Source organism: Burkholderia sp. 4NA327C6 (assembly GCF_005502655.1).
Lineage (GTDB): Bacteria > Pseudomonadota > Gammaproteobacteria > Burkholderiales > Burkholderiaceae > Burkholderia > Burkholderia contaminans.
The window spans coordinates 124,718-148,584 of record NZ_SCNZ01000014.1 but is presented as its reverse complement, the minus strand read 5'-3'; the positions used below and the strand labels follow the sequence as shown (position 1 = coordinate 148,584).

Here is a 23,867-nt window from a genome sequence, read left to right as displayed (position 1 = left end):
GAGGCCGAAAGCGTCGCTGCGTGTAGGCGCAGCCTGAGCCTGAGCCTGAGCCGAAGCCGGCATCCAAACCAGACCCGCTTCGACTACCGCTCCACGCTCACCCCGCCGCCGCCATCACCGCGCGATCGCGCAGTGTCTCCGAGGGCCGCTTGCCGAACAGCCGCCGGTAATCCGTCGCGAACTGGCTGAGATGCCAGAAGCCCCACGCCTCCGCCACGTCCTGCACCGAACCGGCCGCGCGGCCGCACAGGTCACGCCGTGCGCCGTTCAGCCGCAGCGTACGCAGATAAGTGGCAGGCGCCATGCCAAGCACGTCCTGGAAGCAGTACTGCAGCGTGCGCCGGCTCACGTGCAGCTGCTCGCACAGCTCGGGCACGCCGACCGGGCGTGTGCGGTGCGCCAGCACGTAGTCACGTGCCTGTTCGACGATCCAGCGGCGCATCGACGGCGCACGGCCGGCGTCGTCCGCCGGTTGCGCGCACACGTCGAACAGCGCGGCCAGCACCTCGGCCTGCAGATCGTCGCGCTGCGCATCGGGCAGCGGGCCGGCCATCGCCATCGCTCCGTCGAGCCGTCGGCCGAGCAGCGCGCACAGACGCGCGAGACGCGCATCGCCCACCTGCATCACGCGCTGCGTAAACAGCCGCTCGTCGAGCGGGCGGCGTTCGACCTCTTCCGCGTAGTGACGCAGCACGTCGCCACGCACGACGACGCCGTAGATCGAGAACTGCGCGGGCGTCACCAGTTCGAATTCGACGTTGCCCGGCCGGAACGCGAGCGCGCCGGGCCCGATGCGGCACGCATCGACGCGCGCGGTGCCGTCGCTGGCGAGCGGGATGCCGAACCAGTAGGCGTCGCCGCGCACCTCGCACGCCTGGCGCAGCAGGTGGCTCGTCGATTCGCGAAACAGCTTCATCGTGTCGAGCGGCAGCTCGGTCAGCGTGCCGATGAAGCGGCCGGCCGCGAGCTGGTCGTAGGTCTGGCGCCAGCCGATCAGGTTGCGTGCCTGCTCGTCGGCGTCATGCGCGACGCTGACGACCGCCTGCCCGGCCAGCGCATCGTCGCCCAGTGCGTTGCGCCGTGTGTCTTCGGCCGTCGGTTCTTCGCTGCACGCCACGTATTGGTCCATCGTGTCCTCCCTTACCTGCCCGGAACCGCACCTGCCACGCAAGTCCCGTGCCGAACTGCGCGCAACTCACGCAAAGTCCGTTATTCGACGCTGCGCGGCACGGACGCGCCATGCGGGCATGCCCGAACGCCTCGTCGCGCGCACCCCGTCGGTGCGGCACGCGCCACGCCGGCGCACCCGGTGCGCGCCCCCCGGCCGGCGCTGCGCGAAGGCCGGAGTCAGCCACCGTTCGCGGGCCGCAGCCGCACGACCCGCGTGCCGCAATTGCCGTACGCCTGCGCGACCGCCAACTCGACGATCGCGCTGCCGGCCGGCCACGGCGCCGCGTCCGCATCGGACAGATCCCTACGCAGCGTCGCGCGCCCGTTGATCCGGTAACGGATACCGCGCATGAAATCGACGAACAGCAATCCGACGCCGCTGCCATTGCACCGCCCCGCGTCAATCCGGCCGCCATCGCGCTCGCCGTACACTGGCAGCACGAAGCGCAGCGTCTTCGTATCGATCACGCGCACGACCGGCAGCAGGCCGCCATTCGCGTCGCGCCGGCTTTGCACGATGTCGCAGGTCACGCCCGCCTGCCCGCCGTACGCCGTGCCGACGAACATGAAGGGCTGCGTCTCGATGAATTGCCGCACGCCGATGCTCAGCCGCGTCGTCACGACGTCGCTCATCCGCTCGGCTTCGTCGGCGACGCCGAAGCGGTGATGCGCGTCGAGTTCGCCCGCGTGGAACACGGGATGGCGCGGATAGGTTCGAGGCGGTTCTGACATGGGGTTTTGCGTCCGGCGCGCCGGCTCGATTTTCCGCGGCAAACGAACGGCCGTCGGTAACGTTTCCGGCGAAGGCCGCGACAATGCGCGGACGGTATCAGGTTGCGAATGCGAACGGGCCGAAACGGTCAAAGCGGTCAATCTCCGCATCGCCGGTCGGTCGCGCGGCACGCGTTCGCGCACCCGTGGGCCAGGCAACCACCGTCGCCCGGCGCGACACGCATCCGACGACCCTCCGGTATCCGAAGCTTCGCCGCGCAAGCCTGCGCCCCGGCCGGCCGGCGCATACCGCGCCGCCGGCCGGCCAGGACGCCCGCGCGCGGATCAGAAGAACCCGAGCGCCTCGGCCTGGTAGCTCACCAGCAGGCACTTCGTCTGCTGATAGTTCGACAGCGCCATCTTGTGCGTCTCGCGGCCGATCCCCGACTGCTTGTAGCCACCGAACGCCGCATGCGCGGGATACAGGTGGTAGCAGTTGGTCCACACGCGGCCGGCCTCGACCTCGCGGCCCATCCGGTACGCCCGCGTGCCGTTGCGCGTCCACACGCCCGCGCCGAGCCCGTAGAACGTGTCGTTCGCGAGTTCGATCGCCTCCTGCTCGTCCTTGAACGTCATCACCGACGCGACCGGCCCGAAGATCTCTTCCTGGAACACGCGCATCTTGTTGTTGCCGAGCAGCATCGTCGGCTTCACGTAGTAGCCCGTGCCGAGGTCGGCGGCCGGCGCCGTGCGCTCGCCGCCCGTCAGGCATTGCGCGCCTTCGCCGCGGCCGATGTCGATGTACGACAGGATCTTGTCGAGCTGCTGCTGCGAAGCCTGCGCGCCGATCATCGTCTGCAGGTCGAGCGGGTGGCCGGCCTTGATGCGCTCGACCCGCGCGACCGCCTTCTCGATGAACTTCTCGTAGATCGATTCCTGGATCAGGATCCGCGACGGGCACGTGCACACTTCGCCCTGGTTCAGCGCGAACATCGCGAGCCCCTCGAGCGCCTTGTCGAGGAATGCGTCGTCCTGGTCGAGCACGTCGGCGAAGAAGATGTTCGGGCTCTTGCCGCCCAGCTCGACCGTCGACGGGATCAGGTTGTCGGCCGCGGCGCGCAGGATGTGCTTGCCGACCGGCGTCGAACCCGTGAACGCAATCTTCGCGATGCGCTTGCTGGTCGCGAGCGCTTCGCCCGCTTCCTTGCCGAAGCCGTTCACGATGTTGATCGTGCCGGCCGGGAACAGGTCGCCGATCAGCTCCATCAACACCAGCACCGACGCGGGCGTCTGCTCGGCCGGCTTCATCACCACGCAACAGCCGGCCGCGAGCGCCGGCGCGAGCTTCCATGCGGCCATCAGCAGCGGGAAGTTCCACGGGATGATCTGGCCGACGACGCCGAGCGGCTCGTGGAAGTGGTATGCGACGGTGTTGTCGTCGATTTCGGAGATGCCGCCTTCCTGCGCGCGGATGCAGCCCGCGAAGTAGCGGAAGTGGTCGATCGCGAGCGGCAGGTCGGCCGCCATCGTCTCGCGCAGCGGCTTGCCGTTGTCGATCGTTTCGGCCACGGCCAGCAGCTTCAGGTTCTTTTCCATCCGGTCGGCAGCGGCGAGCAGCAGGTTCGCGCGCTCGGCCACCGACGTCTTGCCCCACTTGCGGCGTGCGGCGTGCGCGGCGTCGAGCGCGAGCTCGATGTCGTCGGCGCCCGAGCGCGGCACGCGGCAGAACGGCTGGCCGTTGATCGGCGACACGTTCTCGAAGTACTCACCTTTCGTCGGCGGAACCCACTTGCCGCCGATGTAGTTGTCGTATTGCTGACGGTACGGGTATTCGACGTCGAGGCCCAGTTGTTTCAGGTCAAACGGGTTCATACATGTCTCCTGTTCATCGTGCTTGTGTGAGTACAGCGCCAGTTGGAATCGCGCTGCCCTCGTTTACGCAACATGCGTGCCAAACAGGACGCAAGCACGGCGATCACGGCCGGCCCGCGTCCCCGCCGTGCCGTGTTCACCGACGCAGCATGGCGGGTGTCCCGAATCTGAACAGCGCGACTGCGCCGCGCGCCGGGGCGGTGTTCGAAATCTCCACAGTGCGCAGGCGCACCCGCGCGCGGAGGCAGGCCGGGCCGCGTGGCATGTCGCTTGCGTGCGCCCTGCGCATTCCCACGCAACGGCGCGTGCGCCGACCGACACCATGAACGACCGCGCCCCCCTGACCGACGACGCCATCGCGTTCATCCGCGAGCGGGCATTCCTGATCGTCGCGACCGCCGACGCGGCCGGCAACAGCGACTGCTCGTACCGTGGCCGCCAGCCACGCACGGACGGCTCGTTCGAGCCGCTCGTCGACATGCCCGACCGCCGCACGCTCGTGCTGCCCGACTTCGCGGGCAACAACCTGTTCAACACGATCGGCAACCTGCTCGTGAATCCGGCCATCGCGCTGCTGTTCGTCGACTTCGTGCGGCAGACGACCTGGCTCGTGCAAGGCCGCGCGACGATCGACGAGGATGCGGGAAGCCGCGTGCATCTGTGGCCCGATGCGCGGCGCTATGTGGTGGTTGAAGTGGAGCATGCGCAGGCACGGGCGGACGCGGCACTGCCGCCGCTGGTGCTGGTGTGACGGGCATGGCGGTTCGTCGGCGCGCGAATGCAGCCGACGCAATGGAAACGGCGCTCCGGCCGTCCAGGCCGAAGCGCCCCATGCGCGATGACGCAACGCTCAACGCCCGTGCGTCTCCGCACACGCGGCTTCGATCCGGTTGCGCACCGGCACGTCGGCATGCGCGTGCCCGTCGATATCGTCGCCCGTTTCGGTAGCCACCCGCCGCCCGCCGAGAAACGCGAACACCACTCCCGCACACAGCACCGTCACGACCGCCAGCCCGATCAGCAACCGATCGAACGCATGCGTATAACTCGCGAGCAGCGCGGCGTGCCCGACACCCGGCAACGCTACCGCCGCACCCGCGAGATCGCCGGTCGCGAGACGCGCCGCCGCACGCAGCGTCGCGTCGGGCGTGCCGGCAGCACCCGCCGCCTGCGTCAAGCCGGTCCGCGCGAGCCCAGCCAGCACCGCACCAACGATCGCGAGCGCGATCCCCTCGCCGGCCACGCGCGTCGTGCTGAAAATTCCGGTCGCCATCCCTGCGCGTTCCTTCGGCACGACGCTCACCGACAGCCCGTCCATCAGCCCCCACGGCATGCCGGCCCCGATGCCGATCGTCACCATCGGCGCGATCGCCGCAGCCCCCGCGCCGCCGCGCAGCGCGATGCCCAGCCACACGAGCCCGGCTGCCGCGATCAGGAGCCCGAGCCCCGAGATCACGCCGGCCGACAGCCAGCGCGTGAGCGTCGCCGCGATGAACGGCACGACCAGCATCGGCGCGGAAATCGCGAGCATCAGCCAGCCGGCGTCGATCTCGCTGAAGCCGTCGATGCCGATGAAGCGCAGCGGCAGCACGACGAGCAGCACGATGTAGCAGCAGCAGGTCGACACCGGCAGCACCTGCACGCCGACGAAGCGCGTGATCCGGAACAGCGACAGGTCGAGCATCGGCCGCGCGACCCGCGTCTCGATCGCGACGAACGCACCCGCGCCGAGCGCCGCGCCCGCCAGCAGCGCGATCACCAGCGGACTCGACCAGCCGCGCGCGGGCGCCTCGATCACGCCGAACGTGAACAGCGTCAGCGCGGTGGTGAACGCGGCCGTGCCGGGCCAGTCGAGCCCTGTCGCATGCGGGTCGCGCGACTCGTGCATGCGCGGCAGCCCGAATACGAGCGACAGCCCGCCGGCCACCGCGCTCGTCACGAAGATCGCGCGCCAACCGTAATGCCCGATCAGCGCGCCGGCCAGCACCGGCCCGAACGCGAGCCCGATGCCGAAGGTCGTGCCGAGCAGGCTGAATGCGCGCGTGCGCGCCGCACCGTCGAATTCCTGCGCGAGCGCGGCCGTGCCGCCCGCGAGCGCCGCGGCCGCCGCGAGCCCTTGCGCGGCGCGCAGCAGGTCGACCGCGAGCATCGACGGCGCGAACGCGAGCGCGACCGACATCAGCGTGAAGCCGCCGACGCCGATCGCGAACAGGCGCTTGCGGCCGAACTGGTCGGCCAGCGCGCCGGCCGCCATCAGGAAGCTGCCGAACGCGAGCATGAACGCATTGGTGATCCAGTTCATCGCGACCGTCCCGCCGTGCAGGTCGCGGCCGATCGCGGGCGTCGCGACCGCGCCGCCCGAAAACGACAGCGGCAGCGCGACCGCGGCCATGCAGACGGCGGCCAGCACCCACGCACGCCGGCGTGCCGACAGGTCCGAAGCGCCTGAAAAAGGGTGATCCATCATCGCTCCTCGAAAAGCCGGCGCGGATGCGCCGTCAGAGCGACAGAAGATAAATCCGATTCAATCCGCGAAAAACCACGCAAAGCTCCGCATATAACGGACTAGAATTCCGCAATTCACTCGGCCACGTGCATCGACGCACGCCTTCGACTCGATGGACAACCTGACCGGCATCGTCGCCTTCGTCCGCACCGCCGAAGCATTGAGCTTCGTCGCGGCCGGCCGCGCGCTCGGCATCTCGGCGTCGGCGGTCGGCAAGACGATCGCGAAACTCGAGCAGTCGCTCGGCGTGCGGCTGTTCAACCGCACGACCCGGCGCGTCACGCTCACCGAAGAAGGCCGGCACTTCTACGAACGCTGCCAGCGGATCCTCGAAGATTTCCGCGACGCGGAAGCAACCGTGACGGCCTCCGCACAGCGCCCGCGCGGCAAGCTGCGCGTGAGCCTGCCGGTGATCGGCTACCGGTTCCTGCTGCCGGTGCTGCCCGAATTCCGGCAGCGCTACCCGGACGTCGAGCTCGACCTCGATTTCAACGACCGGATGGTGGATGTCGTCGAAGGCGGCTTCGACGCGGTGATCCGCAGCGGCCCGCTGTCGGATTCGAGCCTGATGTCGCGGCGGCTCGGCCCGTTCGCGTTCGTGCTGTGCGCGACGCCCGCGTATCTCGCGCAGGCCGGCACGCCGCGCACACCGCGCGATCTCGAAGCGCACGAATGCGTGCGCTACTGCTTCCCGACCACCGGCAAGCTGCAGGACTGGGCGCTCGCGGCCGACGACGGCACGCCGCTGAAGCTGCGCACCGCGCTGACCTGCAACAACATGGAGGCGCTGCGCGGCACCGTGCTCGCGGGGCTCGGCATCGGCTACATGCCCGACTTCCTCGCGCGCGACGCGCTCGAACACGGCGCACTCGTCACCGTGCTCGACGACTACCGGATCGCGCCGGGGCAATTCTCGATCGTGTGGCCGTCGAGCCGGCAGTTGTCGCCGAAGCTGCGCGTGTTCGTCGATTTTCTGTGCGAGCGGTTGTTCAGGTAGCGCTCAGTCCGGCGCCAGGGAATCAGGAACGCCGATGCGACGTCATACCTCGTCGTTTCGGGCCGCGCGTATCTGCCGCTTCATCGCACGGTCATACGCGTCAAAACGCTGCCACGCATCCGCTGTGCGCACATGGGGCCGTTCCCGATGTGAACTGATCCACCACGGCTTGCCTCGATGCTCATACCAGCGCCACACCGCCGCCTGCGCAATCTCGTGTTCCCGGTCAGGACACACGCCGTCGACGACATCCTCAATATGAAGGATGCATGCGAGATGCCATCGCCATCGATCGCACAGTTCGTCTGCGATCAGCCCTACCGTGAAGCCCAGAAAGATCAACGCGTATTGCAAAGGGGTGGCCGTACCCAGTACTTCCGACGCATACCAGTAACTCACAGTCATCCAGACGGCGCACGCCAGCAGCGAGAGCCACCACAACGCCACGAACCGGGGAATGCTGAATTGCCGAAATGCCTTCATCACTGCTTACCCGTATTGGCGCCACACGTCGTCGGCATAGACCCGCTGTGCGAGGATGCGCCAGACACCGCACAAGATCACGACGACAACCATGACACTGGTGAACACCGTTTCGAACGTGCCCCACGCATTGTCGGGGGACAGCAGCATCCCGAATACCCACATCGCCACACACCCGACGAGTTCGACGGCTGGGAACAGGTTGTACTCGTAGTCTGTCTTCCACGGCGCGTCCACGCTCGGCAGTTCCTTGACGACTAGATTGAGCGCGACGCCCTCCTCGTGAGGCAGTGCGACAAGTTGCGCCCCCTGACCATATAACGCCATCTTGCCGGCCAGCGCCTGAAGGACCCAGCGCGCGACCGGCGCCTGCGGACCAATCGCCGGATCAAGCGCATGCGCTTCAATCTTCAGATCGGCATCCCTGACCGCGCTCAGCGTCGCATGTTGCGCGAGTCCCTTGAGCCGGCTATGCCAGAAGTGACGGATACGCTCGCGTGGCGCCTGCGCCGCGTTGAGCAGCAACGCCAGCGACCTGTCGACCTGGTCGGCTTCCCCGACGACCTGACGAAGTAGCCAAGCCTGCCGCTTTAGCTCAGGTTTTTCCTGTACGAGCGCGCGCGAACCGAGCAGAAGCGCAACCGCGGCTTCCGATGTCGCCGGCGCAATGCCCAGGGCGTCATCGTTCAAATGCCATGCGACAACGAGGCGATACTTCGGAGTTCCGTCCACTGCATAGTGGCTAGAGGCAAACGGCGAGTCGCTTTTGCCCGTGAACCAGTTCTCCGCAAAGTTCACGTTGCGGTGGTTGTCGATCCATCGAACACGGGGCCGCCCCGGCAACTTCAGGCGCTCCCATACAGCCTTGACGTCCGTCGACCATTCCTGCCGGTCGCACTGCATCACGATTTCGAATGAGTTGCTGCGCGACGCCTCAGCCAGCCGCGCCGCCAGTGGCGTCAGAAGGGTTTCCAGCAGGCTGCTGACGCGTGACGCGACGTGGGTTGCGTCGAGACCGCCGAGCAACATGACCTTCCCCGGATTCTCCGGTGGACTGCCTTCCAGTTTCAGCATGCGTTCCGCCAGGTCGGCTTCGGGCGTGAGAATGACACTGTCGAGCACGGCTATGCCTGCACGGCTGAGTCGCTGCCATCGGACCAGCAAATGCCAGCGCGCCGCATTCCTGACTGCTGCCTCAAACGCCAAGCCGTCGTAAAACGACGAATAAAGCGCGGCGCAGATCGTGAGCCAAAAAGTAAACGGGACCGCCAGCGCGGAGCGCGTGAATTCCGGCGAGCCAACCGGTTTGCCCGCCGGCCACGTCATCACCGTATAGGCCAGGCACACGCCCTCGATCACGAGGAACAAGACGAGGTAGACCCATAAAGGCGGCGGTTTGGGGTGCTGCCACTCGGGCGGCACGCGTTGATCCCAGCGAAATTTCATCGCGTCTCCGTGAATATCGCGTCACGCTTCGATCATCGAGTGGCGCTGCGATGCAATCAGCCGCGGCGATGGATGACACGCGCACCGGCAAAGGTCGTCTTCGAGCGCGGGCTGTTTGTCGCTCAGTTCATGGTCCGAGCGCTCACCGACCGGCTCGATCCGGCCAATGGTGTTGCACGCGGGACATTGGACCCGCGCGCCCACATGGCTCAACTTGCGATCGTCGAGTTCAACGTCGTCGAGGCCGTCAAGCACGACGCCGTTCGCCGTCGTCCGGTCATGCTGATAGATCAGCGCACGTTCTCGCATTTCAGACACCCACCCATTCCCATTCAGCGTTGCCGACATCGTTCGAAATCGACGGCATCGGCTGGCCACGCCGCATCGTCACGATGCGGGACAGGTCATAGCGATATTCCGGCGTCGAGTAGTTCGCATTCGCGCGCACGCGCGCCACCCATCGGCCGCCACGCGGACACGCCGCGCCGGGCAAGCTGAACTGCTCCGTGCCTTCGACGTAGGCGGACGAGAATGGCTTCGTGGGGATCGGGGCGCTGCCTTCCCATACCCATTGCACCGGCCCATCGAGATGGACGCCGTCTCCGGACTCCATCGGCATCTTCACGCTGTCGGTCGTAGCGATGTCGCCGGCCTTGAATGGCATCACTTGCAAGCTGCGGTAGCTGCCGCCGGCATTCAGACGCACTGCTCGATACAGGCCATCTTCAACAAATGTTTCACCCGGCTGCACCGGCTTGTACGACATGCTGGCACGATGCGTGGATTCCCACTGCTCGCGCTCCTGAGGCGTCGAGGGATAGTCTTGGTCGAAAGTTATTTGGCTTTTAATCGGACTGAAATCGACGTGCGTTGACAGCCCCCAGCCATAGCCCTCGTATTCTATTTTCATAAAAGCCACACCGGAAAGCTCGTACACACCTTTTAAAATTTTATTATCCGGAACAGCCTCGATCTTCAAAATCCTACTTTCACCAGGATTGAGCACAACAAATCCATCTGGAAATTCATTTTTATTTATCAGTGTTTTACCAGCCAAATTAAATCCCCAATCATCGCGAGGCCGCATCTTCCCAAGCTCACTAAACGGCGCAACGGCAAGCCCTCCACCCCGAGTATTACCAGGCAATAGATCTGGCGTTTTAAATTTGATCCATCGATTTCCGGAATTGATAAATCTAATCGACACGTTGCAATGATCGCCCTTATGCTCGATACTCACCGTCTCGAAATCCAACTTGATGATCTTTTGACCATCCGAGCGCGCCTGCTCGGATAGCCTAAGAGGTGCATCAAAAACCCGACGCCTGAAGCGCTCTGGAATCAGGCGTAATGAACCTGATATCCGGACGGCTTTGCCTTCGTCTTGGCAGATAACGCTAAACGTTGCGGCAGGATCATGGGTTTCTGGTCCGCCGGACTGAATATCTTTGTCACACAAAGTGTGAGCTACGTCTTTCAGTTGCTGCGCATCTTTATTCTGCAGACTGAGAACGAAAACACCCACACCCGTTTGTGATTTGTCATTGACAGTATCCCCTTTGGCAAAATAAAACCTTCCTTCGCCATCAAAAGTCATTTCTCTCGAACCATATTCAAGGCCACCAGACCACGAAAGGGAAAATGCACCAGGCTTCATGGCACTGTTGCCGAAATCATTCGCCATAACGAATCCATCCCCCATCCATACAAGAATTATCAACAGAGCCAGCTTTCGAACTGCGTTAGAAAACTGCAAACCACTCCTGCCCGACAAGAGTAGCCCCCATATTTGGGGCTCGTCTTTCGTTATCTGTTCACGCTTCCTTGACAGGCGCATCATAGCCGACCCTCCACAAATTGTTGGTATGAGCGGAGAACCACCTACGGATGTATTCGAGGTAAGCAAGAATTCTCAATGCAATACGCCAAAAATTACTAATCATAGTCAACCCCACACTGCCTATTTATTGAGACAGGTGAGCTCGCGTATCTCAGCCCCCCACCCATTCCCATTCAGCGCCAGCGTCGTTCGAAATCGACGGCATCGGCTGGCCGCGCCGCATCGCGACGATGCGGGACAAGTCATAGCGATATTCCGGCGTCGAGTAGTCCGCATTCGCGCGCACGCGCGCCACCCATCGGCCGCCACGCGGACACGCCGCGCCGGGCAAGCTGAACTGCTCTGTGCCTTCGACGTAGGCGGACGAGAATGGCTTCGTGGGGATCGGGGCGCTACCTTCCCATACCCATTGCACCGGCCCATCGAGATGGACGCCGTCTCCGGACTCCATCGGCATCTTCACGCTGTCGGTCGTAGCGATGTCGCCGGCCTTGAATGGCATCACCTGCAAGCTGCGGTAGCTGCCGCCGGCATTCAGACGCACTGCTCGATACAGGCCGTCCTCGGCGAACGTCTCACCGGGGTTGATCGGAAAATGTGACAGGCGAGTCCGCTGGTACGCTTCCCACTGCTCGCGCTCCTGCGGCGTCGAGGGATAATCGCGGTCAAAGGTAACGCGGGTCGGATTCTTGTGGTCCGAATGGAAATCGACCCGCACCAGACTGGACTGGATTCCCGGAACCTCGATGTTCATAAACACGCCAACATTGAGATCGTAGCTACCCGCGACGAACTTACTGACGGATGTTGTTTTTATCTTGAAAGTTACCGAACTGTGTGGCGCAAGACTGACCTCGCCATCGGGAAATTCGCCCGAATTTTCAAGCGACTTACCCGCCAATCCGAGTCCAAATTTAGAATCATGTGATCCAATTCGGTAGCCGTTTACGCCCAAGATATCCATATTCCTGCCAATTCCGGCATCCCATTTATCAGGCGTCTTGAACTTGATAGGATAATCGCCAGTGTTGTCGAATCTGACAGAAACCAGGAATCCGGCCTTGGCACGGTCAATCGACACAAGCAAAGCATCGAATTTCACAGCTTTCCGTCCATCATGAATCCCTGCATTTCTGAGCGAATTCACCAGATCGGCAACTTTGATTGCAACAGGTCGACTAAATTCTCTGACCGGACCACCTCTCATTCCGTCGCTGCACTTCGCATTGTAAAGATCGGAGATTGGCACATCGCTTTTCGGATCTTTCGGGGAGCACAGCAACGCGGCAAGCTTTCTGGCGGATTCCAGATTTTCGCCCTGCAACTTCAGTTTGTATGCCCCGATTCCGTGAACATTCTTATTTCCGGCCGAATCACCAATTTGAACAGACAGCACATCTCCAGAGACTGAAACCTCGTTGTTTCCATATGAATTGACACTCCCATCTGCACCACCATTCGTCGTGTAGCTAAATTGCATTGCTTGACCCTTCAAATTCATAGCCTCGCCGTTTGCACACTCCATCAGAACAACCGGAGAGATTGCAAGGATTCCCAATGCAATGCGCCATAAATTACTAATCATAGTCAACCCCGCACCGCCTATTTATTGAGACAGGTGAACTCGCGTATCTCAGACTCCCACCCATTCCCATTCAGCGTTGCCGGCGTCGTTCGAAATCGACGACATCGGCTGGCCGCGCCGCATCGTCACGATGCGGGACAGGTCATAGCGATATTCCGGCGTCGAGTAGTCCGCATTCGCGCGCACGCGCGCCACCCATCGACCGCCACGCGGACACGCCGCGCCGGGCAAGCTGAACTGCTCCGTGCCCTCGACGTAGGCGGACGAGAATGGCTTCGTGGGGATCGGGGCGCTACCTTCCCATACCCATTGCACCGGCCCATCGAGATGGACGCCGTCTCCGGACTCCATCGGCATCTTCACGCTGTCGGTCGTAGCGATGTCGCCGGCCTTGAATGGCATCACCTGCAAGCTGCGGTAACTGCCACCGGCATTCAGACGTACTGCTCGATACAGGCCATCTTCAACAAATGTTTCACCCGGCTTCACCGGCTTGTACGACATGCTGACACGATGCGTGGATTCCCACTGCTCGCGCTCCTGAGGCGTCGATGGATAGTCTCGGTCAAAGGTGACCCGGGCCGGATTTTTGTAGTCCGAATGAAAATCGACGTAATTCAAATTATTTTTAATTCCATCGACTTTTATATTTGCGTGAACAACAGCATTAACTTCATAGACGCCCGCAGGGAACTTATCATCGCTATCGCCCTTCACCGTCAAATCAACCGCATTAAACGGAGCAATTGCAACCCTTTCATTCGGGAAATTTTCCTTATTCAACAATGAGCGCCCCGCAAGCGCAAATCCAATAGTGACATCATCAGATGTTACAAGCGAACCATTTACACCAAGAATTTCTCGATTACGTCCACTCCCCCACTTCTCCGGAATTTCAAAGGAAATTGGATACTCCCCATTATTTGAAAATCTAACGGTGACCAATATCCCTTTTTCATTACGAACAATTAATTTAACTGATGCATCAAGCTTTACGATTGCCCGGCCATTATCGAGGCCAAATTTTTTTAATTTCTCAAAACCTTGCATCACCTTTTTTGCGCGATCTCTGCCAAGACCTCCAAGATTTGAGCTTCGCTCAACGACTTTCCCATCGATTTCACATTTCGCATTAAATAGCTCGTTATATCTCTCATCCGGCGTCGGCGCATCACTCGCACATAAAAGATGCTTTATTTCAGCAACCACACCAGAACTCTCCTTATCAAGTCTGGTCTCATACAAACCAATGCCAGAAATTTTCTCGTTTGACACTGTATCGCCTACCGCGACACGCAGCCACCCATCTTCCGAAACAGAGATTTCATTGTTGCCGTAATCACCACCTCCATTTGTAGTAATTCCAAAACTCATCACACTCACCTCCAATTCATTAGCAGCAACTTTCCCCACATAAACACCGAACATTACCGGAAGCAGAGACATCCATATACCAACACTCATAGATTTACACCACATAGCCGATTCTCCATACCTTACCTGTCACATCATAAAAATGACGCCTTGCATATTCGAGATAATATGGTTCACTGAATGCAGTAATCGAATTTGATTGATGCGCCTGCACAGCACCGAAACCCATAAGGTTCTTCTTTGAATCTCCCTGCCAAACCATCTTTCCGATCATTGCATCCAATTTTCCAAAGTCTATCTCCCTATCCTTGATGTACGAGATATGAACGAAACCACCCCGATCGTAATACTCGTCAGGGAAGTTAAAGTAATGACCATGTTCATGAGCCTCATAGTTGTTTTCCGGGACATCTACCATTTTCCCGCTCTCGGTCGTGTACCTCAAATGCTCCCCCCAAGCCGACGTGTCTGCACGACTGACGTACGGGAATAAATGAAGCAGAACATGCTCATTAAAATCGACAATAGGCTTGTTTTTTATTGAAATCCGAATATCAGTCTTGAATATCACTTTAACGCGACATCCACACGCCCCGCCTTTCGCGCATCCATCCAGTATCAACTTATGATCACCCCGATTGAATACTGCTTCTATTTTCCGCATAACGTGCTCGAGGCTATATCCTTCCCCCACTCTTTCTCGGTAGTCCATCTTTTGACCGTTCAGAACGTCGCCAATCTCCATTGAGCGATGAAGATCGTAGCTGTAGGGGATTGATTTTACTTTGGCAGCTTTATCGAAATTCCCGGACGAATCGACGGGATATATGTCTACCGGGACCAATCTCACGCGAACTGTACATACAAGTGTCTTTTCGCTCTCTATGTACTTCAATTCGAATTTTGAAGATCGCACCCCGCCAGCCGTATATTGCTTACCACTCGCGTCCGTCCATGGTGCGCGATTTTGCAATACCCCTAAATATTGACCAGTTTCTGTTTGATCTGAGCGCTCGCTTAACAGACTTGCTAGTTTCCAGTCACATGGAGCTGGGCTTTCAAGCTTGATCAACTCAGGAGTTTGATTTGTCTGGTTTTTTGGTGCGTTATCCGGGTCATTTACATGCAAGGGACCACGATCAAACATCCTAGACAGAAAATCACTAAACGGTGAAGGAGCGACATTTCCCGCACTGTCTGGCGAAGATGCCTGCGCTACAGCGCCTGTGTTACCCAACGATTCCCACTGAGACGGATCTGGCTCAGGTGCCAAGGCCGGCGCTTGTACAAAATTCGGGTTGGTACGCCAGACCTCACACTCCGTCTTGAACGGCACGAAAGCCGGCGCGAACGCCGCGCCGCTCAGGTCCAGTTGAGCCGGCCCGGTCTTCTTCAAGCCACTTGTCCTGAAGTGCACACGGCCGCGCGAGCCCATCTCGATCCCTTCCGGATTCACGCGGATATACGAGCCGCCGACGCTGAGCAGGATTTCCTTCGGCGACTTCACGTGCAAAACGCCATTGACCGTTTCGACCGTCATGTCTTCCTGCGCCGCAAGCTGCATGCGGCCTCGCTGGGCCTGCACAATGACCTCGCCGGCCGACGCGACCAGGCTCATGCCCTTCCGCGCGAACAGTGACAACAGACCGCCCGCAGAAGCGGTGATCCTCTTGAGCGCGCTGAAGTGGACTCCTTTCTTCGCGGTCCCGATGATCGAACCCTCGGCGGCGAGTTGCACGCCGTCGCCGGAGACCACGCCCACCGGTCCCGGTGCAGTCACGACCGCGCCCGGCCTTTTCAATTCGTTCAGCCCGTCGCTGATCGCCTTTTGGGCCTGGGTATCCGCAGGCGATGCCTTCGACGCCTCGGCCGACTTCGCCAGCGATTCGGCTAGCGCCAACATTTCCTTGAGTTGCGCGATCGTCTCGGCCATATCAAGCTGCTTGCCCGCGCCGCCCGGCCGGTCGTAGGCCGTCACCATCACACCTGCGCCGCCTCGCGCAACCGCATGCCCTGAAGTCCGCAGTTCGGCACCCGCGCCTCGCTGGTTCAGTGCGCGGTCCACCATATGGCCGAGATGGAGTTGCGAGCGACCGGAGTGCTCCGTACCGAGTTCGATGCCTTCCTGATTGTCCCAATCGTCCATCCAGAACGTGTTGCCGGATTGCGTTCGGATCTCGTTGCGCGACATGCGCCGTCGTGATGAATTAATCAGGTCGGGGCGCTCGCTATTGTGGATAAAGGCCGCAATAAAGGGCTTGTTCGGATTGCCTTCGCGAAAGCCGATCAGCGCTTCGTCGCCGTCCAACGCGGGCATGTGCATGCCCGTATGGTTCCTGCCTGCGAACGGCTTGGCGAGCCGTAACGGAACGCTTTCCCCGCCCTTGGGCCAGTTGCCGAAGTCGCAGTGAAACCGCGCAACGTACTCGCCTTTGTCGGTCAGGTAGGCGAATCTGTACTTGTCAGGCGACGTAATGGTCGCGCCTAGCGTGCCGGGAATTTTCGGCCACCGACGCTCGTCAATTTCCCGCCGGTACGGGCGATCGGCCGGAATCGTCGTGAAGCTGTTCACGTAGCTCGCATTCCGCGCGCCGCGATGCACGACCGCTGTCACGAGCATTGCCGCGCCGGCATCCTCGAGCGCCCGATCAGACTGCACGATGCTGCCAGGCCGGATCGCCAGCACGGTCGACTCCACCGAGTAACGAATCTGGCTGGCGCGTGCCGCTTCATGCCGCAACTGCGCCTCGCGTTTGGCCCCTTTTGCGTCGTCGTGATGGGTGCCCCAGACATAGGGCTTGCCGACCATGGTTTCGTCGTCCGATACGGCGCGGTCCTCGGCACGGAAGCGCTCCCACGCCTGCTCGGGGTTGTAGTCGGCGACCACATAGGATTCCGGCACGACGCGCGAGCGGACCTTGAAGGAAAAAATCGATTCCTCGAAGGTCGTCAGCCCGGCAGTGGAACGATCCAGTACAGGTATTGCGGGGCGCATATAGCCGTCAACGTCGTCCGCGATCACCAGCACGTCGCCGTGCTCGCCGGTCCTTGTGTAGCAGTACAGGCCCGCTTGCTCCATCTCGAGCTTGATGTAGTCCCAGTCGCCCATGTTGTACTGGAAGCGGAATGGATGCCTGGGATGCTCGCGGCGCAGATTGAATTCGACCTGTATCCAGAAGCGGAGGTCGTAACGCGCCAAAATCTCCTTGATGATTTCCCACGAGGCCATTCCCTGGTACGTGGCGCAATTGCTCGGGCCGTCCATGACGGCCAGATGCTGGCGCATCACAATACGGTAGGTGTAACCATCACGAGATTCCGATACGGAGTCGAACTGCGTCACGAAGCCGGCAAATTCGCGCTTGGCGCGTCCGTCCTCGGGTCGAACCGAAAATTTCGCGAGTTGCCCGAGCACCGTCTTTCTCGGAATCGCAATCGGTGCGGCAACTACCGCCTTGACGCTGTACGGCTCACAGATCGCCTCGCGCACGACCCACGATACGACCGACACCATGGGCATGGGAGGCAGTTCGCCCGTCTCCGGATCGCGCTTCGACTTGCGCCGCATCAGCGTCAGATGCGCGGATTGCCGCCCCGTCAAATAATTTGTCACGCGATCGAATTCCGCCATTCTTATCCTCGTTATATCGGGCGCCAGCCATATCACATCGAAACGCGGCCGCTATCCATGGACAAACCATTGCGGAAAATCCGCAACAAATGAAATGAGGCCAACCGAATCAACCCATCCGATTGAATCGTGCGTCAATCCAACAGTCGCTTTCGCCTTGGCATCAACCGCATGGTGCTGCTGGCCTTGGTCACGCGTGCAGCAAGTGAGCTGCTGGTGAAGGAAAGATGGGGCGGTACGTTCGACTCGTCACTCATCGGGTCTCCTTCTCGCCAAATCGGTGATGGTTGCGCCACACGAAATTTGCGCGAATGAGAAAGATGAATCAATCAGACGAATTCGAAATTCGCAATGCGAATTTTCAAGCGCGCCGACCAGCGACAAATGCGCCAGTAATCGCGCGCTTTCAGGGCCGATGAACCCGGAAGCCGTACCAACGATCGAGGTAGTGGTTTGCCTGGTGTGCGAAACCTATTCGACGGACTGACCGAGACGGAGCGCAGCAATGAAGATGCGCGGCACGTGCGTCGCTCCCGCCGTCCCGCGTGCGGCAAGCAATCGACGTGTTGCGCCGAGCCGGTAGTTGTCGCAGAAGCTGCGGGTGTTTATCGACTTTCGATGCGAGTGGCTATTCAAGCAGCCCCGATCCGTTCCGCCTGCGCCTGCGGCAGCAACGCATCACTGTCGTCCTTCAGCCCGACGCCCGTCAGCCCGAGCCGTCGCGCGTGCGTCATCAGGTAATGCAGCTTGTGCGCGGCCCCCGCGTACGGCAGCCCTTCAGGCCGCACGTTCGAGATGCAGTTGCGCAACGCATCGTGGCAGCCGACCTTCGGCGCCCACGTCAGGTACACGCCGAGGCTGTCCGGCGAGCTGAGCCCCGGCCGTTCGCCGATCAGCATCGCGACGACCTTCGCGCGCAGCAGCTCGCCGATCTCGTCGCCGAGCGCGACGCGCGCCTGCGTCGCGACCACCACCGGGCCGATCCGCCAGCCGTCCGCGTCGAGCCGCGGCCGCACGGCCTGCAGCAACGGCAGCGCCTGTTTGGCGGCCGCGAACGCCGACAGCCCGTCGCCGACCACGAACACGACGTCGGGCGCATCATCGAGCGCCGCGCCGTAGCCGGCAAGCAGGCCGCGGCTGTCGTCCGACAGCTTGCGGCCGAGATCGGGCCGGCGCAGATAGTGATCGCGGTCCGGCGCGGCGCTCTGCACACCGAGCGTCGGCAGCAGGCCGGCCGCCTCGATCTCCCGCCGCAGCGCGCCCACGTCGAGCGGCTGGTGCACCGCGTCGCGCGCCTGCGCATGCGACAGGTTGAACGCGAGCAGCGGCGCCGTCGGCAGGCTGTTGCCCGCGCGGCCGAGCGCGATCCGCGCATTCGTGAACGACTTCAACTGCGCCCACGGGTTCTTTTCGACGGCGTCGCTCATGCCGAAATCCCCATCCAGTCGTTCGCGCCCGCGAGCAGCGGCACGCGCGACGTCGCCGCACGCAACGCGCCGTGCGCGTCGGCGATCTCCATCGTCTCCAGCCACTCCTCGAATTCCGGCGCGCGGCGCAGGCCGAGCACCTCGCGCACGTACAACTGGTCGTGGAACGACGTGCTCTGGTAGTTCAGCATCACGTCGTCCGCGCCCGGAATCCCCATGATGAAGTTGATGCCGGCCGCGCCGAGCAGCGTCAGCAGCGTGTCCATGTCGTCCTGGTCGGCTTCCGCGTGGTTCGTGTAGCAGATGTCGCAGCCCATCGGCACGCCGAGCAGCTTCCCGCAGAAGTGATCCTCGAGCCCCGCGCGGATGATCTGCTTGCCGTCGTACAGGTATTCCGGCCCGATGAAGCCGACCACCGTGTTCACGAGGAACGGCTCGAACTTGCGCGCCACCGCATACGCGCGCACTTCGCAGGTCTGCTGGTCGACGCCGAAGTGCGCGTTCGCCGACAGCGCGCTGCCTTGCCCCGTCTCGAAGTACATCAGGTTGTTGCCGACCGTGCCGCGCTTGAGCGACAACGCGGCCTCGCGCGCCTCGGCGAGCAGCGCGAGCGAGATCCCGAAGCTCGTGTTCGCCTTCTCGGTGCCCGCGATCGACTGGAACACGAGGTCGACCGGCGCGCCCTTCTCGACCGCCGCGATCGTGTTGGTCACGTGCGTGAGCACGCACGACTGCGTCGGCACGCCGTAGCGTTCGCGAAAGCCGTCGATCATCGCGAGCAGCTTCACGATCGCCGCGAGGCTGTCGGTGGCCGGGTTGATGCCGATCATCGCGTCGCCGCAGCCGTACATCAGCCCGTCGAGCATCGACGCGGCGATGCCTTTCACGTCGTCGGTCGGGTGGTTCGGCTGCAGCCGCACCGACATCCGGCCGGGCAACCCGACCGTGTTGCGAAAGCGCGTGACGACGCGGCGCTTCCTCGCCGCCGCGATCAGGTCCTGGTTGCGCATCAGCTTCGACACGGCCGCGACCATCTCGGGCGTGAGGCCGGGCGCGATCCGTTCGAGCGCGGCGCCGTCGGCGGCCGGCGACAGCAGCCAGTTGCGGAAATCGCCGACGGTGAGGTGCGAGATTTCCGCGAAGGCAGCCGCATCGTGATCGTCGACGATGAGGCGCGTGACCTCGTCGTCTTCATACGGGATCACCGCTTCGTTCAGGAACGCCTTCAGCGGCACGCCCGCGAGCGCGATCTTCGCGGCGACGCGCTCCTCCTCGCTCGCCGCCGCGACACCGGCGAGCTGGTCGCCGGAACGCAGCGGGCTCGCCTTCGCGAGCAGCGTCTTCAGGTCCGCGAAGCGGTACGTGCGCGGACCGATCGTCTCCGTATAGGACATCTGCGAATCTCCTTGCCTAAAGCCGACGGCGCGCCCGTTAGACGGGGCGCGCCGGATGCCGTCAGGAACGGCCGTTCAACTTCACCCTGCTCACTCCTCCAGCAGCACGTCGCCCGGCGCACTCGCACGCTGCGAACGCGTCGCGAGGAAGTACGCGTAGCCGAACGCGAGGAAGCCGAGGAACACCAGCGCGACCAGCCCGTTGAAGTAAATCATCGTACCGAGACAGACGAGCGCGGCCAGGATCGCGAATGCCGGGAAGATCGGGTACAGCGGCGCGCGGAACGGCCGCGCCATGTTCGGCTGCGAGCGGCGCAGCTTGAACAGCGACGCCATGCTCACGATATACATCACGATCGCACCGAATACCGACATCGTCACGATATTCGCGGTGAGCGTCTGCCCGCCGAACTGGATCAGCTCGTCGCTGTAGATCGCCGCGATCCCGACCACGCCGCCCGCGAGAATCGCGCGATGGGGCGTCTTGAAGCGCGGATGCACCTTCCCGAGCCATTCCGGCAGGTAGCCTTCGCGGGCCAGCGCGAAGATCTGGCGCGAATAGCCGAGGATGATCCCGTGGAACGACGCGACCAGCCCGAACAGCCCCAGCCACACGAGCATGTGCATCCAGCCGCTGTTCGCGCCGACGATGTACTTCATTGCCTGCGGCAGCGGGTCGTTGATGTTCGCGAGCTTCGTCCAGTCGCCCGCGCCGCCGGCGAACACCATCACGCCGATCGCCAGTGCCACGAGGGTCAGGATCCCGGCCACGTACGCGATCGGGATCGAGCGCTTCGGGTTCTTCGCTTCCTCGGCGGCCATTGCGACGCCTTCGATCGCGAGGAAGAACCAGATCGCGAACGGGATCGCCGCGAACATTCCGTGGAACGCGCCCACGCTGAAATGATCGGCGCCCGACCAGCCGCCCTTCATGAAGTTGCTCCACGCGAAGCCCGGCGACACGACGCCCATGAATACCAGCAGCTCGAAGATCGCAAGCAGCGTGACGACCAGCTCGAAGGTCGCCGCGATCTGCACGCCGACGATGTTCAGCGCCATGAACACGAGATACGCGCCCATCGCCGCATGCTTGGGCTCGAGGCCCGGGAACTGCACGTGCAGGTACGCGCCGATCGCGAGCGCGATCGCGGGCGGCGCGAACACGAACTCGACGAGTGTCGCCGCGCCGGCGAGATAGCCGCCGGTCGGGCCGAACGCACGGCGCGCATACGCGAACGGGCCTCCCGCGTGCGGGATCGACGTCGTCAGCTCGGTGAAACTGAAAATGAAGGTGGTGTACATCGCCGCGACGAACAGCGCGGTGACGACGAAACCCAGCGTGCCGGCGCTCGCCCAGCCGTAGCTCCAGCCGAAGTACTCGCCGGAAATCACGAGGCCGACCGCAATGCCCCACAGTTGCCAGGTCCCGAGCGTCTGCTGCAGCGCGGGCTGGCCGGACGACTTGGCGCCGGCGGCGGGCCGGCCATTCGACTCTGCTTTCATCGGACTCTCTCCTCAAAGGCGCCGTGCCTGCCGGCCTGCGCGACTGAGAATCGATGCTAGAGAGTCATTAAACGACGTGTTATCGAAATTCGGCAAAGATCGCGGCTGACATTTCGCTTGCAGAAATGCAGGCGCGGAACGGCTGACGAAACCGACACGCCACAGGCGGCACAGCGGCAGCCATCTGCCGACAGCCGGCCGCCTGCGGCGCCGCGCGAGCGCACGCCGTCGCGTGCCGTTCTCGCCGGCTGGATACACCTGCTGCCGCAGCGCCGCCCGGCCAAGCCGCGCGGCCGGACGGATACTCGACGGTGGCCTTACTGGCCGCCGCCGCGCTGGTTGAACCAGCGGTCGAGCAGCTTGCCGGCCGCTTCGCGACCGCCGAGACCGAACGACAGCGCCACCGCCACCGCGATCGCGCCGAGCACGAGGCCGAACGCGAGCTGGACGATCTCGTTGGCGATGCCCATCGCGCGCAGCCCCATCGCGAACACGAGGCCCAGGATCGCGAATTGCGCGATGCGCGCGAACAGCACGCTGTGCTCGCGGTCGGCCTGCTCGATCACGCGGCGCGCGAGGCCCGCGAGCCACACGCCGATCACGAGGATCACGCCACCCATCAGCACGTGGCCGCCGAATTCGATGAACAGCGTGACGACGTCGCGCACCTGCGAGAAGCCAAGCCGGTTCGCCGCTTCGACCGACGCGAACAGCATCGCGAAGAACACGATCAGCCGCGCGACCAGCACCGACGGCTGCAGGATCCCGGAAAACACGCGCTCGACGCCGAGCACGGCCGGCAGCCCGTCGACGCCCGCGGCTTCCAGCAGCTTCTGCGCGAGCGACGCGACGAAGCGCGCGAAGTAGAACGTCACCAGCACGATCACGATCGCCGCGACGATGTCCGGCACCGCGCCGAGGAACTGGTTCAGCATGTTGGTCGCGGGGATCGAGATCGCATCGATCTTCAGCGCGTCGAGCGCGGAGATCAGCGTCGGCACGAACACGAACACGTAGACGATCGTGCCGACCAGGCTCGACACGCGCACGGGTGTCGGGCTGTCGATGCCCTGCGTGAGACGGTCGGCGCCGGCGGCGACGAGCAGGTTCGTCACGAGGCCGCGCAGCACGCGCGCGACGATCCAGCCGACGAAGCCGATCACCGCGGCCGCGAAGACGTTCGGCACGATCGCGAGCAGCTTGTCGACCATCCCCTGCACGGGCGACAGCAGCCCCGACAGCGCGAACGACGCGAGGATCGCCGGCAGGAACATCAGGATCACGAGCCAGAACAGCACGTCGCCGAGATAGCCGCTCATCGGCCGCATGCCGGCGCCTTCGGACAGCTTGTCGTCGATCTTGCTCGCCTTCAGCGCGCGGTTCGCGAGGCTGCGCAGCATCGACGCGATCAGCCACGCGATCAGCGTCAGCGCCCCGCCGCCGATCAGGTTCGGCAGGTAGTTGACGATGTGCGTGACGAGCAGCGAGAACGGGTTGGACACCGCGTACAGGTTGAGCACGTTGAAGATGCCGACCGCGGTGATCAGCAGCACAAGCCAGAACAGGCCGCCGGCGATGATGCGCTCGACGCAGGCGCCCTGGCCGGTGCTTTCGTTGATCCGCTGGTCGACCTTCAGCGCGCTGAGCAGGCGCAGCGCGCCGGCCCGCACCACGACGGCGATCAGCCAGCCGATCACCAGGATGCCAATCGCGCCGGCGATCTTTGGCAGATACCCCCCTAGCGTGGTCTGCAGCGACGTGATGAAGCTGGAAGCATCCATTTCTTCTTCTCCCGAAAACGTGGTGTTGCGATTGAACATCGACGAACTACCTGCGTACTTCGAAAAACGTGCTGCCCCGACTGAGCAACTTACCCGAGAAAAATGACGCGATCACCCGATTTCACCGTCTTTAACTTTAGTTCTAGA

General features: G+C 62.7%; 18 protein-coding genes. 3 read left to right on the top strand and 15 right to left on the bottom strand.

All coding sequences use genetic code 11. The annotated features are described in order from the left end of the window. Positions 1-97 precede the first annotated feature (97 nt). From FFS49_RS16780 to FFS49_RS16770, 3 genes are all read right to left on the bottom strand, one after another. The gene (locus FFS49_RS16780; protein ID WP_105815479.1) at positions 98-1,129 is read right to left on the bottom strand and encodes a helix-turn-helix domain-containing protein; all 1,032 of its coding nucleotides are present in this window, start codon (positions 1,127-1,129) and stop codon (positions 98-100) included. Positions 1,130-1,347: 218 nt separating this feature from the next. Next, a complete protein-coding gene (locus FFS49_RS16775; RefSeq protein ID WP_105815478.1) occupies positions 1,348-1,902 on the bottom strand; it encodes a hypothetical protein in 555 nt (184 codons plus the stop codon). Between the two features lie 324 nt (positions 1,903-2,226). Continuing rightward, the gene (locus FFS49_RS16770) at positions 2,227-3,753 is read right to left on the bottom strand and encodes an aldehyde dehydrogenase family protein (protein ID WP_039351370.1); all 1,527 of its coding nucleotides are present in this window, start codon (positions 3,751-3,753) and stop codon (positions 2,227-2,229) included. Positions 3,754-4,027: 274 nt separating this feature from the next. Between FFS49_RS16770 and FFS49_RS16765 the strand changes: the two genes are divergently transcribed. Next, positions 4,028-4,504 (top strand): pyridoxamine 5'-phosphate oxidase family protein, encoded by a 477-nt coding sequence (locus FFS49_RS16765; RefSeq protein ID WP_105815477.1) that lies wholly within the window; start codon positions 4,028-4,030, stop codon positions 4,502-4,504. 99 nt (positions 4,505-4,603) lie between these two features. On the opposite strand, the gene FFS49_RS16760 is transcribed toward FFS49_RS16765, so the two are convergent. Then, entirely contained in the window at positions 4,604-6,217 is a 1,614-nt protein-coding gene (locus FFS49_RS16760) for an MFS transporter (protein WP_105815476.1), read from the bottom strand. A 154-nt stretch (positions 6,218-6,371) separates the two neighbouring features. On the opposite strand from FFS49_RS16760, the gene FFS49_RS16755 reads away from it, so the two are divergent. Further along, the gene (locus FFS49_RS16755) at positions 6,372-7,256 is read left to right on the top strand and encodes a LysR family transcriptional regulator (RefSeq protein ID WP_039351377.1); all 885 of its coding nucleotides are present in this window, start codon (positions 6,372-6,374) and stop codon (positions 7,254-7,256) included. 42 nt (positions 7,257-7,298) lie between these two features. On the opposite strand, the gene FFS49_RS16750 is transcribed toward FFS49_RS16755, so the two are convergent. From FFS49_RS16750 to FFS49_RS16720, 7 genes are all read right to left on the bottom strand, one after another. Next, positions 7,299-7,742 carry a hypothetical protein gene (locus FFS49_RS16750; RefSeq protein ID WP_124648838.1) on the bottom strand — a complete coding sequence of 148 codons (444 nt, stop codon included), beginning with the start codon at positions 7,740-7,742 and terminating at the stop codon, positions 7,299-7,301. Positions 7,743-7,745: 3 nt separating this feature from the next. Continuing rightward, positions 7,746-9,185 (bottom strand): hypothetical protein, encoded by a 1,440-nt coding sequence (locus FFS49_RS16745; RefSeq protein WP_105815474.1) that lies wholly within the window; start codon positions 9,183-9,185, stop codon positions 7,746-7,748. A 21-nt stretch (positions 9,186-9,206) separates the two neighbouring features. Further along, positions 9,207-9,533 (bottom strand): PAAR domain-containing protein, encoded by a 327-nt coding sequence (locus FFS49_RS16740; protein WP_224755990.1) that lies wholly within the window; start codon positions 9,531-9,533, stop codon positions 9,207-9,209. Further along, on the bottom strand, positions 9,496-10,869 hold the full coding sequence (locus FFS49_RS16735; protein ID WP_137910036.1) for a hypothetical protein: 1,374 nt from the start codon (positions 10,867-10,869) through the stop codon (positions 9,496-9,498). The genes FFS49_RS16740 and FFS49_RS16735 overlap by 38 nt, the downstream gene beginning before the upstream one ends. 307 nt (positions 10,870-11,176) lie before the next feature. Then, positions 11,177-12,505, bottom strand: coding sequence for a hypothetical protein (locus FFS49_RS16730; protein ID WP_137910035.1), 1,329 nt, complete (start codon positions 12,503-12,505; stop codon positions 11,177-11,179). 153 nt (positions 12,506-12,658) lie between these two features. Next, positions 12,659-14,056 carry a hypothetical protein gene (locus FFS49_RS16725; protein ID WP_137910034.1) on the bottom strand — a complete coding sequence of 466 codons (1,398 nt, stop codon included), beginning with the start codon at positions 14,054-14,056 and terminating at the stop codon, positions 12,659-12,661. A gap of 22 nt (positions 14,057-14,078) precedes the next feature. Then, on the bottom strand, positions 14,079-17,615 hold the full coding sequence (locus FFS49_RS16720; protein ID WP_105815469.1) for a type VI secretion system Vgr family protein: 3,537 nt from the start codon (positions 17,613-17,615) through the stop codon (positions 14,079-14,081). Between the two features lie 129 nt (positions 17,616-17,744). Here FFS49_RS16720 and FFS49_RS16715 point away from each other — a divergent pair, with 129 nt between their 5' ends. Then, positions 17,745-17,930 carry a hypothetical protein gene (locus FFS49_RS16715; protein ID WP_137910033.1) on the top strand — a complete coding sequence of 62 codons (186 nt, stop codon included), beginning with the start codon at positions 17,745-17,747 and terminating at the stop codon, positions 17,928-17,930. 317 nt (positions 17,931-18,247) lie between these two features. Here the strand turns inward: FFS49_RS16715 and eutC are convergent, their stop codons facing one another. From eutC to FFS49_RS16695, 4 genes are all read right to left on the bottom strand, one after another. Next, positions 18,248-19,042 (bottom strand): ethanolamine ammonia-lyase subunit EutC, encoded by a 795-nt coding sequence (gene eutC / locus FFS49_RS16710; protein WP_046547489.1) that lies wholly within the window; start codon positions 19,040-19,042, stop codon positions 18,248-18,250. Next, positions 19,039-20,436, bottom strand: coding sequence for an ethanolamine ammonia-lyase subunit EutB (locus tag FFS49_RS16705; RefSeq protein ID WP_039351384.1), 1,398 nt, complete (start codon positions 20,434-20,436; stop codon positions 19,039-19,041). The genes eutC and FFS49_RS16705 overlap by 4 nt, the downstream gene beginning before the upstream one ends. 90 nt (positions 20,437-20,526) lie before the next feature. Continuing rightward, entirely contained in the window at positions 20,527-21,939 is a 1,413-nt protein-coding gene (eat, locus tag FFS49_RS16700; RefSeq protein ID WP_039351387.1) for an ethanolamine permease, read from the bottom strand. 317 nt (positions 21,940-22,256) lie between these two features. Beyond that, positions 22,257-23,720: a mechanosensitive ion channel gene (locus tag FFS49_RS16695; RefSeq protein WP_039352195.1), complete on the bottom strand. Its 1,464-nt coding sequence runs from the start codon at positions 23,718-23,720 to the stop codon at positions 22,257-22,259. Between the last annotated feature and the right edge of the window lie 147 nt (positions 23,721-23,867).